This is a genomic window from Streptomyces glaucus (genome assembly GCF_039533365.1).
Taxonomy (GTDB): Bacteria; Actinomycetota; Actinomycetes; order Streptomycetales; family Streptomycetaceae; genus Streptomyces; species Streptomyces glaucus.
The window spans coordinates 1-12,974 of record NZ_BAAATK010000041.1 but is presented as its reverse complement, the minus strand read 5'-3'; the positions used below and the strand labels follow the sequence as shown (position 1 = coordinate 12,974).

Genomic DNA, 12,974 nt, shown 5'->3' with positions numbered 1-12,974 from the left:
ATGACGGGGTTGACGCAACCTCACGGACGGGGGCCTGCACGGTCATGGGACACGGCTCCTCGGGACTCCGACGGCTCGTTCACGAGGCCGCCAGGTTCGGCGCGGTGGGCGGGGCGGGTCTGCTCGTCAACCTCGGCGTGTTCAACCTGGTCCGGCACCTGACCGACCTGCCGGTGGTGCGGGCCAGCGTCGTCGCGACCGTCGTCGCGATCGTCTTCAACTACGTCGGCTTCCGCTACTTCACCTACCGGGACCGCGACAAGAGCCGCCGCACCAAGGAGATGTCGCTGTTCCTGCTGTTCAGCGCGGCCGGACTGGTGATCGAGAACGGCGTGCTGTACACGGCGACGTACGGCTTCGGCTGGGACGGCCCGCTGCAGAGCAACGTCTTCAAATTCCTCGGCATCGGCATCGCCACGCTGTTCCGGTTCTGGTCGTACCGGACGTGGGTGTTCCGGGCGCTGCCGGGCCGGACCGCGGTGGCCGGCCCGGAGTCCCTGCCGGGGACGACGGCGAGGAAGCCGAAGGCCCGCCAGCGCGCGTGACGGCGCCGGCCGGGCCTACCGGACGGTGGGCTCGCCCGCCGGCGTCTTGCCCGGCGGCGGGGTGCGGGACAGGAACAGGCCGAAGACCGCCGGCTTGGCCTGGAGCAGTTCCAGCCGGCCCCCGTCGGCCTCCGCCAGGTCGCGGGCGACGGCCAGGCCGATGCCCGTGGAGTTGTGCCCGCTGATCGTGCGCTCGAAGATCCGCGCGCCCAGGTCGGCGGGGACGCCCGGGCCCTCGTCGGCCACCTCGACCACCGCCTGGTTGCCCGTCACCCGGGTGCGCAGCGCGACCGTGCCGCCGCCGTGCATCAGGGAGTTCTCGATCAGCGCGGCCAGCACCTGCGCCACCGCGCCCGGCGTGCCCACGGCGTGCAGATGCCGCTTGCCGGAGCACACGATCGCCCGGCCCGCGCTGCGGTAGGCGGGGCGCCACTCCGCGATCTGCTGCTGGATGACCTCGTCCAGGTCGAAGGTGACGGCCGAGCCGTTGCGCGGGTCGCGGGAGTTGGTCAGCAGCCGCTGCACCACGTCCGTGAGCCGCTCCACCTGCGACAGCGCGATCGTCGCCTCCTCCTTCACCGTGTCCGGGTCGTCGGTGAGGGTGATCTCCTCCAGCCGCATGGACAGCGCGGTCAGCGGCGTGCGCAGCTGGTGGGAGGCGTCGGCGGCCAGGCGGCGCTCGGCGGTCAGCATCCGGGCGATGCGCTCGGCGGAGGCGTCCAGCACGTCCGCGACCCGGTCCAGCTCGGGGACGCCGTACCGCTTGTGCCTCGGGCGCGGGTCGCCCGAGCCGAGGCGTTCGGCGGTCTCGGCGAGGTCGGTGAGCGGGGAGGCGAGCCGGTTGGCCTGGCGGACCGCCAGCAGCACCGCGGCCACCACCGCCAGCAGCGCCACCAGCGCGATGATCACCAGGGTCCGGCCGACCTCCCGGGTCACCGCGGACCTCGGCTCCTCGACGACGACCTGCTCGCCCTCCTCGCCGGTGGCCTCGCCGCGGATGACCCCGCCCCGCGGCTTGTCGCCGACCTCGATGGGCCGCTGCCCCGGGATCCGGATCACGGCGTACCGGCCCCGGGCGACCTGGCCGCGCAGGACGTCGGCGTCGACGGTCCCGGCGCCCAGTAGACGGCTGTCCACGATGCTGGCCAGCCGGGCGGCCTCCAGCTCCACGCGTTCCTGGGCACTGCTGCTGATCGTCCGGCTCTCGACGACGACGAGGGAGACGCCGAAGACGGCGATCACGACGAGCACCACGGCGAGCGTGGACTGGATCAGGCGACGGCGCATGTTCTCTCACCCGCGGGGGGCCGGTGGGCGTTCAGTTCTTCTCGAAGCGGAAGCCCACGCCGCGCACGGTGGCGATGTAGCGGGGGTTGGCCGCGTCGTCCCCGAGTTTCTTGCGCAGCCAGGAGATGTGCATGTCGAGGGTCTTCGTCGACGACCACCAGGTGGTGTCCCAGACCTCGCGCATCAGCTGGTCGCGGGTGACGACCCGGCCGGCGTCCCGCACCAGCACCCGCAGCAGGTCGAACTCCTTCGCGGTGAGCTGCAGCTCCTCGTCGCCCATCCACGCCCGGTGCGACTCGACGTCGATGCGCACCCCGTGCGTGGCGGACGGCTGCTGCGGCTCGGCGGCGCCGCGCCGCAGCAGGGCGCGGACGCGGGCGAGCAGCTCGGCGAGCCGGAAGGGTTTGGTGACGTAGTCGTCGGCGCCCGCGTCGAGACCGACGACGGTGTCCACCTCGTCGGCGCGCGCGGTCAGGATGAGGATCGGCACGGTGTGCCCCTCGGCGCGCAGCCGGCGGGCCACCTCCAGGCCGTCCATGCCGGGCAGACCCAGGTCGAGCACGACCAGGTCGACACCGCCCTGGACCCCGGCGTCGAGGGCGGCGGGGCCGTCCTCGCGCACCTCGACCTCGTACCCTTCCCGGCGCAGTGCGCGGGCCAGCGGCTCCGAGATGGACGCATCGTCCTCGGCGAGCAGTACTCGGGTCATGAAGTGATGGTAGTCCGCCCGGGTCGACGGCCGATGCATGATCGCGGAGCCCGGCCCCTCCCCCGCCCCTCCCTTTGTGCGGCAACGATACAAACCGGCGGCCGTAAGGTGACAACCCGATGAGGACCTTGGAAAAGCCGCCTTCGGTTCCCTCCAAGCCTGTGATCCATGTCTCAAGTCCTTCCATGTCCGGCAGTGTCCTGCCGTATGGTGAATGAACGCCTGTAGCACCACGGGGACCTTTGGCGCTGTTCGACGCTGAAGGTCTCTTTTGTGTGCGGGCTGGCCCACGGCCAGCCCTGGAAAGGAACGACCTGTGGCCGGGCCTCGCCGCGCAGTGACGCGCGTAGAGGCGTGGATCCCGGTGGTCGCCGTCCGCCGCTCCGCGATCCGGAGCGGCCGGCCCGTGGGCGTCGGGCGGAGGGCGGGACCCGCCGGTGCCGGCCGCCCCCCACCGGGCGCGCTCCTCGGGTGACGCGTCCCGACCAGCAAGGAACGACCATGGCGTCCAGCCTGACGAAGGACTCGGTCCAACCGGCCACCCCCGGTTCCGGGAAGACCTTCTTCGGCCACCCCCGGGGTCTGGCCACTCTCTTCATGACCGAGATGTGGGAGCGCTTCTCCTACTACGGCATGCGGGCTCTGCTTCCGCTGTACCTCGTCGCCCCGGGCGGACTGCACCTGAACGCCGGCACCGCGACCGCGATCTACTCGGTGTACGTGTCGCTGGTGTACCTGCTCGCCATGCCGGGCGGCTGGTTCGGCGACCGCGTCTGGGGACCGCGCAGGACGGTCGCCGTGGCCGGCGCGGTCATCATGCTCGGTCACCTCACGCTGGCGCTGCCGTCCTCCGGCACGTTCTACGCGGGCCTGGGCCTGGTCGCCATCGGTTCGGGCCTGCTGAAGGCCAACATCTCCACGATGGTCGGCCACCTGTACAAGGGGCCGGACGACCCGCGCCGCGACGGCGGCTTCACCGTCTTCTACATGGGCATCAACCTCGGTGCCTTCGCCGCCCCGCTGATCATCGGCACCATCGGCGAGAGCGTCGACTGGCACCTGGGCTTCGCGCTCGCCGCGCTCGGCATGGCGCTGGGCCTCGCCCAGTTCCTGCTGGGCAGCCGCCACCTGGACCCGCACTCCAGCGTCGTGCCGAAGCCGCTGTCCGCCGCGGAGAAGGCCGCCACGCTGCGCAAGGCCGCGCTCTGGGCGGGCATCGCCGTCGTCGCGTACGCCGTCCTGGGCTTCTCCGGCCACTACACCCTGAACTGGGTCCTGGTCCCGCTGACCCTCCTCGGTGTGATCATCCCGACCCTCGTCCTGGTCCGCATCAAGCGCGACAAGGAGCTGGACCGCGCCGAGCAGTCCAAGATGTCGGCCTACATCTGGTTCTTCGTCGCCGCTGCCGTGTTCTGGATGATCTACGACCAGGGCGGCTCGACCCTGTCGATCTTCGCCGACTCCTCCGCCGAGAACAGCGTCCTCGGCTGGGAGTTCCCGGTCTCCTGGTACCAGTCGGTCAACCCGGTCCTGATCATGGCGCTGGCCCCGGTCTTCGCCTGGTTCTGGCTGGCGCTGAACCGGCGCGGCAAGGAGCCCAGCACGATCGTGAAGTTCGCCTCCGGCCTGGTGCTGGTCGGCGCGTCCTTCTTCCTCTTCCTCGCCCCGCTGTCGATCGCGGACGGCGGCCACAAGGCGGCGGCGCTGTGGCTGGTGGCGATCTACTTCACGCAGACCGTCGGTGAGCTGCTGCTCTCCCCGGTCGGCCTGTCGGTCACCACGAAGATGGCGCCCGCGAAGTACGCCTCGCAGATGATGGGCGTCTGGTTCCTCGCCGTCACCGCCGGTGACGCCACCACCGGCCTGCTCTCCCTCGCCGGCGTCGACCTGAACAAGACGGGCATCGTGGCCCTGGAGGCCACGCTCGCCGTGGTCGCCGGCGTGGCGGTGTGGATGTACCGCAACAAGGTGAAGGAGCTCATGGGGGACGTCCGCTGAGAGCCCGCCGACGGGCTCCCGCGCGACGCCGGGCTTTCACGACGGAGGGCCACCGCATCGGACGGATGCGGTGGCCCTCCGGGCGTTCGGCGGGGCCGGCGGCGACCGGCGGGCACCCGTCGGCCGGGCCGCCGTCCCCGCGGGCCGCGAGGGCGGTGCGGGGGCGCCGGGCACGGAGGTCCGCACCGCGCGCTCCCCGGCCGGGCGGGCCGTCTAGGCCGGCGCTCCGAGTTCCGCCCAGACGGTCTTGCCCGCGACGCCCGGGGTCCGTACGACCCCCCAGTCCAGGCACAGCCGCTGCACGATGAACATCCCGTGGCCGCCGGGGCGCCCCGCGCGGTGCGGGGTGCGGGGGGCCGGCTGGCCCGTGCCCCGGTCGGAGACCTCGATCCGGATCACCTTCTTGTCGCAGGTGATCCACAGTTCGTCCGGCCCCTCGGCGTGCAGGCAGGCGTTCGTGACCAGTTCGGACACGACGAGCAGTACGTCCTCGGCGGCGGCCCGCTGGTCGGCGGTGTCGGCGGGCAGCCAGCCCCACGCGTACAGGGCCTGGCGGGTGAAGTCGCGGGCGAGCGGGACGACGCCGCTCTCGCCGTCGAAGCTCAGTCTGCGGACCTGGCGGCCCGCCGACGACGCGGACGGCCCGGCCTCGCCCCCTGCGGAGGCACCGGCCGCCGCCACGCCCCCCTCGGGAACACCGGCCGCCGCCACGCCCCCCTCGGAGGCACCGGAAGCGCCGCTGGGCTCCGGACCGCGGTCGCCCGGCGGGTAGGGCCGGGTGGTGCTCATCAGCGCTTCACCTCACCGATTCACCAGTTCAGGATGTGGAAGTCGTACACGGTCACTTGCACTCACGCAGTACGGCGGTGCGCCGGTTCTCGGCGTCCCGCCGCCCCGGCGGCCGATGTGTTTCGCATCTCTCCTGCCCGACCCGACCGGCCGAACACCCTTGGATCGGGCCGGAAACGGCGGCGGGCGGAAATCGCCGGCCGCAGCGGGACGGGCACGCTCCGCGGACCTGCGCATCCGCCGCTCAGCCGGAGTCGTCGGCCAGGGCGGCCTCGAGCGTGTCATGGACGGCGAACACCGCGTCCGCCCCGGTGATCTCGAACACCCGCGCGACGACCGGCTGCATCCTCACGAGGTGCACCCCGCCCCCGGCGGCCTCCGCCTTCAGCCGCGCGCCCAGCAGGACGTTCAGCCCCGTGGAGTCGCAGAACTCCAGGCGCGCGCAGTCGATGACGAGCCGGTTGAATCCCTTGGCGAGGCAGTCCTCGAGTGGCTCACGCAACAGATCGGCGGTGTGGTGATCGAGCTCACCCGCCGGAGTCACGACGGCACTAGGGCCCTCTTCCCGCACCTCCACCAGAAGCCGGCCCGACTGTGCGCTGCCGACCGTCCCGCGGTCCATGCCGTCTCTCTCTCCCGACGTCGTGGCTGCTTACTGACGCCCTCGAACACTACGCCTTCCCCACGCGCTCCGACACCCGAACAACTGCACACAAACGGACACAAGTGCACAGAACGCACTTGCGGTGGGTTCGGTGAAGCGGGTAGGGCTAGTAAAGACACGCACCCGACACGGCCGGCTTTGGAGGCGCCGCACACCGCAGTGCACGTACTGGCTTCGGCAGCCGTATGCCGAGAACGATGGAGGACATCATGTCACCCCGGCTCGACGCATCGCGTACCCGCGAAGCGACGTCGACACCCCCTCCGGAGCTCCTGGATCCCCGCGAGCAGCGCGCCCTGCCCGGCGCGGACGGATACGACGACCTCGTCGAACAGCCCGGCGCGCTCACCGGACTTCCGGAGATCCCCCCGTACGACGAGGTGGGTCCGGTCGACGCGCGAGCCCTGTCCAGGACCCTCTTCGAGCGCCTGGAGTCGCTGGAGGAAGGCACCCGCGAGTACTCGTACGTGCGCAACACGCTCGTCGAACTCAACCTCGCCCTCGTCAAGTTCGCCGCCTCCCGCTTCCGCTCGCGCAGCGAGCCGATGGAGGACATCATCCAGGTCGGCACCATCGGCCTGATCAAGGCGATCGACCGCTTCGAGCTCTCCCGCGGCGTGGAGTTCCCCACGTTCGCGATGCCGACCATCATCGGCGAGATCAAGCGCTTCTTCCGCGACACCTCGTGGTCCGTGCGCGTACCGCGCCGGCTGCAGGAGCTCCGGCTGGACCTGGCCAAGGCCGGTGACGAGCTGGCCCAGCAGCTCGACCGGGCCCCGACGGTGGCCGAACTGGCCGAGCGGCTCGGCATCTCCGCCGACGAGGTCGTCGAGGGCATGGCGGCGGCGAACGCGTACACGGCCTCGTCGCTGGACGCGCAGCCGGAGGAGGACGACACCGAGGGCACGCTCGCGGACCGCATCGGCTACGAGGACCACGGGCTCGAAGGCATCGAGTACATCGAGTCGTTGAAGCCGCTGATCGCCGAACTCCCGTCCCGGGACCGGAAGATCCTCTCCCTCCGTTTCGTCGCCGGCATGACCCAGTCGGAGATCGGCGACGAACTCGGCATCTCCCAGATGCACGTGTCGCGGCTGCTGTCGCGGACGCTGGTACGGCTGCGCAAGGGGCTGACGGTCGAGGAGTGACCGGCCCCCGGCCGCCGCCGGGGCCGTGCCGCCCCCGTTCTCAGCAGACCCGGACGCCCCGTCGCCACACCTCGCTCACCAGCGGCACCCCCGGCCGGTAGGCCAGGTGCACGTGGCTCGGGGCGTCGAGCACGAGCAGGTCGGCGTACGCGCCCGGGGTGAGGCGGCCGATGTCGGTGCGGCGCAGGGCCGCCGCGCCGCCCGCCGTGGCCGACCACACCGCCTCGTCCGGGGTCATCCCCATCTCCCGCACCGCGAGCGCGATGCAGAAGGGGACGGAGGAGGTGAAGGACGAGCCCGGGTTGCAGTCCGTGGACAGGGCGACGGTGACGCCCGCGTCGAGGAGGCGGCGGGCGTCGGGCCACTCGGCGCGGGTGGAGAACTCGGCGCCGGGCAGCAGGGTGGCGACGGTACGGCTGCCGGCCAGGGCGTCGACGTCCGCGTCGGTGAGGTGGGTGCAGTGGTCGGCGCTGGCCGCGTCGAGTTCGACGGCGAGCCGGACGCCGGGGCCGTGGGAGAGCTGGTTGGCGTGGATACGCGGGTGCAGGCCCTTCGCCTTCCCCGCGGTGAGGATCGCGCGGGCCTGGTCGCCGTCGAAGGCGCCGCGCTCGCAGAAGACGTCGATCCAGCGGGCGTGGGGGGCGCAGGCGTCGAGCATCTCGCCGGTGACGAGGGCGACGTAGGCGTCCGGGTCGCCGGCGTGCTCCGGGGGGACGACGTGGGCGCCGAGGTAGGTGACCTCGTCGGTGTGGCGGGCGGCGATGCGCAGGGCGCGGGACTCGTCGGCGACGGTCAGGCCGTAGCCCGACTTGGTCTCGAAGGTGGTGGTGCCCTGGCGGAGCGCCTCGGCGAGGTAGCGGGTGAGACCCGCCTCCAGTTCCTCGTCGGTCGCGGCGCGGGTGGCGGCGACCGTCGTGCGGATGCCGCCCGCGCCGTAGGGGCGGCCGGACATGCGGGCGTTGAACTCCTCGGCGCGGTCGCCCGCGAAGAGCAGGTGGGAGTGGGAGTCGACGAAGCCGGGCAGGACCGCCCGGCCGCCCGCGTCGACCCGGTTGTCAGTGGCGGGTGCTTTGCTTCGGTCACCGGTCCACGCGATGCGGTCGCCCTCGATGACGACGGCCGCGTCCCGGACCAGTCCGAGGGGGGTTTCTCCCCCGCTCTCGAACGTGCTCGAGCGGGGGGACCCCCGTCCCAGGGAGGGGTCGTTGGTGACCAGGACGGCGATGTTGGTGATGAGCGTGCTGGCGGTGCTCGCGGAGCTGGCGGGGCTGACGGTCGTCGCGTTGCTCATGGCGTCCTTGCTGGCCTGGTCGGCGGTGGGGTCGGGTCCGGGTGCGGGCCGCGCGGGCGGGCGGCCGGGGGTCATCCGCGCAGGGCTGCGACGGCGTCCGCGAGGGCCTTCGGCACGTCCGGTACGAGGAGGTGGACCCCGTCCCGTACGACGGGCCGGCCCGCCACGACCGTGTGCGACACGTCCGCTGCCGTCGCGGCGAACACGGCCGTCTCGGCCCCGAGCCGCGGAGGCGGCCCTGCCGTCCTGACCGAGTCGAGGGCGATCGTGGTGAAGTCGGCGAGCGCGCCGGGCTCCAGGGCACCGGCGTCGTCCCAGCCGAGGGCCGCGTGGCCGTCGGCCGAGGCCGCCCGCAGGAGGGCGGCCGCCGTCCAGTGGCCTCTCCTGCGGGTGCGCAGGCGCTCGTTCAGCTCCAGGGCGCGGGCCTCCTCCAGCAGGTCGATGACGGCGTGGCTGTCGGAGCCGAGGCAGAGCGGGGAGCCGGCGCGCTGGAGGGCCGTGGCGGGGCCGATGCCGTCGGCGAGATCGCGTTCGGTGGTCGGGCACATGCAGGTGCCGGTGGAGCTGCGGCCGATCAGGGCGATGTCGTCGTCGGTGAGGTGGGTGTGGTGGACGCCGGTGGTGCGCGGCCCGAGCACGCCGTGGTCGGCGAGGAGCCGGGCGGGGGTGCGGCCGTGGGCGGCGAGGCAGGCGTCGTTCTCCGCGGGCTGCTCCGACAGGTGCACGTGGAGCGGGGCCCGCCGCTCCTCGGCCCACCGCGCCACGGTCGCCAGCTGGCCGGCGGGCACGGCCCGTACCGAGTGGATCGCCGCCCCGATCCGCGCGTGGTCCCGGTTCTCGAGGTCCGAGCAGCGTTCCGCCCAGGCCTCGGCCGTCCCGTCGGAGAAGCGCAGCTGGTGGGCGGTGGGCGGCCGGCCGAAGCCGGCGGAGAGGTAGCAGGTGTCGAGGAGGGTGATCCGGATGCCGGCTTCGGCGGCGGCCGCGATCAGGGCCTCGCCCATCGCGTTGGGGTCGGCGTAGCGGGCGCCGCCGGGGGCGTGGTGGACGTAGTGGAACTCGCCGACGGCGGTGATGCCGGCGAGGGCCATCTCGGCGTACACCGCGCGGGCCAGCGCGTGGTAGGTGTCCGGGGTGAGCCGCTGGGCGACGGAGTACATCACCTCGCGCCAGGTCCAGAAGGTGCCGGAGCCGGTCTGGACGGTGGAGCGCAGGGCGCGGTGGAAGGCGTGGCTGTGGGCGTCGGCCAGGCCCGGCAGGGTCAGCCCGCGCAGCACCTCGGCGCCGGGCGGCGGGGCGGTGACGTCCGTGCGCACGGCGGCGACGCGGCCGTCCCGGACGTCGACGGCCACGCCCGGTTCGACGGTCCCGCCGAGCCAGGCGTGCTCCAGCCAGTAGGTCGTCGGGGTCACCGGCAGGCCAGCCCTTCCAGTACGGCGGCGAGGGCGAGGACCCCGGCCACGCAGTCGTCCTCGGCCGCGGACTCGGCCGGGGAGTGCGAGACCCCCGTGGGGTTGCGCACGAACAGCATGGCGGTCGGGATGCTCCCGGCGAGGATCCCGGCGTCGTGTCCGGCGCCCGTGCCGAGGACGGGGACCTTCAGCCCGGGCTGACCGGTCCTGCCCAGGATGCGGGCGAGTTCGTCGCGCAGGGCGTGGTCGAACTCGACGAGGGGGGTGAACGACTCGCGGACGACGTCCAGGCCGACGCCGTGCGCGGCGGCGTGCTCGCGGGCCGCCTCCTCGATGCCGCCGACCACGGCGTCGAGGGTGTCCTGGGCGGGCGCGCGGGAGTCGAGCCAGCCGCGCACCAGGGCGGGGACGGCGTTGACGCCGTTCGGCTCGACGGCGACCTTGCCGAAGGTGGCGACGGCACCGGCGCGTTCGGCCCGGCGGCGGGCGGCGAGCACGGTCCGGGCGTACGGCAGCATGGGGTCGCGCCGGTCGGCGAGCCGGGTGGTGCCGGCGTGGTTGGCCTCGCCCCGGAAGTCGAACCGCCACCGCCCGTGCGGCCAGATGGCGCTCGCGACGCCCACCGGGTCGCCGGACAGGTCCAGCGCCCGGCCCTGCTCGACGTGGAGTTCGACGAAGGCGCCGATGCGGGCCAGCCGTTCCGGGTCGGGGCCGAGGGCGCCGGGGTCGTGTCCGGCGGCCTCCATGGCGCGCGGCAGGGTGATCCCGTCGGCGTCGGTCAGCCGGTGCGCCTGCTCGGCGGTGAGCCGCCCTGCGGTGAGCCGCGAGCCGACGCAGGCGAGGCCGAACCGGGCGCCCTCCTCGTCGCCGAAGTTGACCAGGCCGAGCGGGCGGGTGAACCGCGCTCCCCGGGCGCGCAGTTCGTCCAGGGCGGCGAAGGCGGACACGACGCCGAGCGGCCCGTCGAAGGCGCCGCCGTCCGGTACGGAGTCCAGGTGCGACCCGGTGACGACGGCGTCCCCGGCGGCGGGGTCGCCGAGCCAGGCCCACTGGTTGCCGTTGCGGTCGGTCTCGTAGGCCAGTCCGCGTGCCTCGGCCTGCTCCCGGAACCAGGCCCGGCACTCGGCGTCGGCGCCGGTCCAGGCGAACCGGCGGTACCCGCCGGAGGCGGCGCTGCGGCCGACGGGCAGCAGCTCCGCCCACATGCCGTGGAACGTCACGTGTCGTCACCCTCGCGCATCGGCACCCGCACGCCCCGCTCGGCCGCCACCGACTCCGCGAGGTCGTACCCGGCGTCGACGTGCCGGATGACGCCCATGCCCGGGTCGTTGGTGAGCACCCGGCGGATCTTCTCCCCGGCGAGCGGCGTGCCGTCGGCGACCGTGACCTGCCCGGCGTGGATCGACCGGCCCATGCCGACGCCGCCGCCGTGGTGGACCGACACCCAGGAGGCGCCGGAGGCCACGTTCACCATGGCGTTGAGCAGCGGCCAGTCGGCGATCGCGTCGGAGCCGTCGAGCATGGCCTCGGTCTCGCGGTACGGGGAGGCCACGGAACCGCAGTCGAGGTGGTCGCGGCCGATGACGACGGGCGCGGCCAGCTCGCCGCTCGCCACCATGTCGTTGAACCGCTCGCCGGCCCGGTCGCGTTCGCCGTAGCCGAGCCAGCAGATCCGGGCGGGCAGGCCCTGGAAGCGGACCCGCTCCCCGGCCAGGCGGATCCAGCGGGCCAGGGAATCGTTCTCGGGGAACAGCTCCAGGACGGCCCGGTCCGTCTTCGCGATGTCGGCGGGGTCGCCGGACAGGGCGGCCCAGCGGAAGGGGCCCTTGCCCTCGCAGAACAGGGGCCGGATGTAGGCGGGGACGAAGCCGGGGAAGGCGAACGCCCGGTCGTATCCGGCCAGTCGTGCCTCGCCGCGCAGGGAGTTGCCGTAGTCGAAGACCTCGGCGCCGGCGTCCAGGAAGCCGACCATGGCCTCGACGTGCCGGGCCATGGACTCGCGGGCGCGGGTGGTGAAGCCGGCCGGGTCCTCGGCGGCGGCCTCGGCCATGTCCTCGAAGGCGATGCCGAGCGGGAGATAGCTCAGCGGGTCGTGGGCCGAGGTCTGGTCGGTGACGATGTCGACGGGGGCGCCCAGGGCGAGCAGCCGCGGGACCAGTTCGGCGGCGTTGCCGAGGACGCCGATCGACAGCGGCCGGCGGGCGTCGCGGGCCTCCACGGCCAGCCGCAGCGCGTGGTCCAGGGAGTCGGCCCGCAGGTCCAGGTAGCGGTGCTCGATGCGGCGCTCGATGGCGCGCGGGTCGCAGTCGACGCAGATCGCCACGCCGTCGTTCATCGTCACGGCGAGCGGCTGGGCGCCGCCCATGCCGCCCAGGCCGGCGGTGAGGGTGATCGTCCCGGCGAGCGAGCCGCCGAACCTCTTCGCGGCGACCGCGGCGAACGTCTCGTAGGTGCCCTGGAGGATGCCCTGGGTGCCGATGTAGATCCAGGAGCCGGCGGTCATCTGCCCGTACATGGTCAGGCCGAGGGCCTCCAGGCGGCGGAACTCCTCCCAGGTGGCCCAGTCGCCGACGAGGTGGGAGTTGGCGATGAGCACGCGCGGGGCCCACTCGTGGGTCCGCAGGACGCCGACCGGGCGACCGGACTGGACGAGCATGGTCTCGTCCTGCTTCAGGGTCCGCAGCGTGCGCACCATGGCGTCGAAGGACCGCCAGTCGCGGGCCGCCTTGCCCGTGCCGCCGTAGACGACGAGCTTCTCGGGGTGCTCGGCGACCTCGGGGTCGAGGTTGTTCCGCAGCATCCGCAGGGCGGCCTCCTGCTGCCATCCCAGGGCGCTCAGCCCGGTGCCGCGCGGTGCCCGGACGGGGCCGGGGGGCGGTCCGTAGGGCTCCGTTCCGGGGCGGTGGGGGGAGGCGGGCGGGCGGGGTCCTGACATGGTCTGCCTCCTGGCGGTCGCTCCCGGCGGACGAGGCCGCTGCCACAGCGGATATTCACATCCTTGCTTCGTGAATAGAGCTAGTCAATACGGCCGTGTCCCGGCGCGGGCGCGTCGCGGGTGCCCGGCCGGGCGCGCGGGCGCGGACACCGGCGCGGCGGGAGCGGGCGGGGCCGCCGGGGCCACGACGGCGGCGGCC

11 protein-coding genes are annotated in these 12,974 nt (G+C 73.4%); 3 read left to right on the top strand and 8 right to left on the bottom strand.

Going from position 1 to position 12,974, the window contains the following annotated elements; genetic code table 11:
- Window positions 1-44: 44 nt before the first annotated feature.
- Window positions 45-545 carry a GtrA family protein gene (locus tag ABD363_RS24900; protein ID WP_344607326.1) on the top strand — a complete coding sequence of 167 codons (501 nt, stop codon included), beginning with the start codon at window positions 45-47 and terminating at the stop codon, window positions 543-545.
- A gap of 15 nt (window positions 546-560) precedes the next feature.
- Here the strand turns inward: ABD363_RS24900 and ABD363_RS24895 are convergent, their stop codons facing one another.
- Together ABD363_RS24895 and ABD363_RS24890 are read right to left on the bottom strand one after the other, a co-directional pair.
- Window positions 561-1,832 carry an ATP-binding protein gene (locus tag ABD363_RS24895; protein ID WP_344607324.1) on the bottom strand — a complete coding sequence of 424 codons (1,272 nt, stop codon included), beginning with the start codon at window positions 1,830-1,832 and terminating at the stop codon, window positions 561-563.
- A 31-nt stretch (window positions 1,833-1,863) separates the two neighbouring features.
- Entirely contained in the window at window positions 1,864-2,541 is a 678-nt protein-coding gene (locus tag ABD363_RS24890) for a response regulator transcription factor (protein ID WP_344607322.1), read from the bottom strand.
- 501 nt (window positions 2,542-3,042) lie between these two features.
- Between ABD363_RS24890 and ABD363_RS24885 the strand changes: the two genes are divergently transcribed.
- Window positions 3,043-4,539 (top strand): oligopeptide:H+ symporter, encoded by a 1,497-nt coding sequence (locus ABD363_RS24885; protein ID WP_344607320.1) that lies wholly within the window; start codon window positions 3,043-3,045, stop codon window positions 4,537-4,539.
- 213 nt (window positions 4,540-4,752) lie between these two features.
- On the opposite strand, the gene ABD363_RS24880 is transcribed toward ABD363_RS24885, so the two are convergent.
- Window positions 4,753-5,328 carry an ATP-binding protein gene (locus ABD363_RS24880; RefSeq protein WP_344607318.1) on the bottom strand — a complete coding sequence of 192 codons (576 nt, stop codon included), beginning with the start codon at window positions 5,326-5,328 and terminating at the stop codon, window positions 4,753-4,755.
- Between the two features lie 244 nt (window positions 5,329-5,572).
- On the bottom strand, window positions 5,573-5,950 hold the full coding sequence (locus tag ABD363_RS24875) for an STAS domain-containing protein (protein WP_344607316.1): 378 nt from the start codon (window positions 5,948-5,950) through the stop codon (window positions 5,573-5,575).
- Between the two features lie 239 nt (window positions 5,951-6,189).
- Here ABD363_RS24875 and ABD363_RS24870 point away from each other — a divergent pair, with 239 nt between their 5' ends.
- Window positions 6,190-7,140 carry an RNA polymerase sigma factor SigF gene (locus tag ABD363_RS24870; protein WP_344607314.1) on the top strand — a complete coding sequence of 317 codons (951 nt, stop codon included), beginning with the start codon at window positions 6,190-6,192 and terminating at the stop codon, window positions 7,138-7,140.
- 40 nt (window positions 7,141-7,180) lie between these two features.
- Here the strand turns inward: ABD363_RS24870 and hutI are convergent, their stop codons facing one another.
- From hutI to hutU, 4 genes are read right to left on the bottom strand one after another with little or no spacing between them, the layout of a single operon-like run.
- Window positions 7,181-8,506 carry an imidazolonepropionase gene (hutI, locus tag ABD363_RS24865; protein ID WP_344607312.1) on the bottom strand — a complete coding sequence of 442 codons (1,326 nt, stop codon included), beginning with the start codon at window positions 8,504-8,506 and terminating at the stop codon, window positions 7,181-7,183.
- Window positions 8,503-9,840 carry a formimidoylglutamate deiminase gene (locus tag ABD363_RS24860; RefSeq protein ID WP_344607310.1) on the bottom strand — a complete coding sequence of 446 codons (1,338 nt, stop codon included), beginning with the start codon at window positions 9,838-9,840 and terminating at the stop codon, window positions 8,503-8,505. The genes hutI and ABD363_RS24860 overlap by 4 nt, the downstream gene beginning before the upstream one ends.
- Window positions 9,837-11,060, bottom strand: a complete 1,224-nt coding sequence (locus ABD363_RS24855; protein WP_344607308.1) for an allantoate amidohydrolase — start codon at window positions 11,058-11,060, stop codon at window positions 9,837-9,839. Before ABD363_RS24855 ends, ABD363_RS24860 begins: the two co-directional genes overlap by 4 nt.
- Window positions 11,057-12,775, bottom strand: a complete 1,719-nt coding sequence (gene hutU, locus ABD363_RS24850; RefSeq protein ID WP_344607306.1) for a urocanate hydratase — start codon at window positions 12,773-12,775, stop codon at window positions 11,057-11,059. Before hutU ends, ABD363_RS24855 begins: the two co-directional genes overlap by 4 nt.
- Window positions 12,776-12,974 lie beyond the last annotated feature (199 nt).

Excerpts from the sequence above, each read along its gene's own strand:
- ABD363_RS24900 (WP_344607326.1), top strand. The coding sequence starts at position 45 with ATGGGACACGGCTCCTCGGGACTCCGACGGCTCGTTCACGAGGCCGCC.
- ABD363_RS24895 (WP_344607324.1), bottom strand. The coding sequence starts at position 1,832 with ATGCGCCGTCGCCTGATCCAGTCCACGCTCGCCGTGGTGCTCGTCGTG.
- ABD363_RS24890 (WP_344607322.1), bottom strand. The coding sequence starts at position 2,541 with ATGACCCGAGTACTGCTCGCCGAGGACGATGCGTCCATCTCGGAGCCG.
- ABD363_RS24885 (WP_344607320.1), top strand. The coding sequence starts at position 3,043 with ATGGCGTCCAGCCTGACGAAGGACTCGGTCCAACCGGCCACCCCCGGT.
- ABD363_RS24880 (WP_344607318.1), bottom strand. The coding sequence starts at position 5,328 with ATGAGCACCACCCGGCCCTACCCGCCGGGCGACCGCGGTCCGGAGCCC.
- ABD363_RS24875 (WP_344607316.1), bottom strand. The coding sequence starts at position 5,950 with ATGGACCGCGGGACGGTCGGCAGCGCACAGTCGGGCCGGCTTCTGGTG.
- ABD363_RS24870 (WP_344607314.1), top strand. The coding sequence starts at position 6,190 with ATGGAGGACATCATGTCACCCCGGCTCGACGCATCGCGTACCCGCGAA.
- hutI (WP_344607312.1), bottom strand. The coding sequence starts at position 8,506 with ATGACCCCCGGCCGCCCGCCCGCGCGGCCCGCACCCGGACCCGACCCC.
- hutU (WP_344607306.1), bottom strand. The coding sequence starts at position 12,775 with ATGTCAGGACCCCGCCCGCCCGCCTCCCCCCACCGCCCCGGAACGGAG.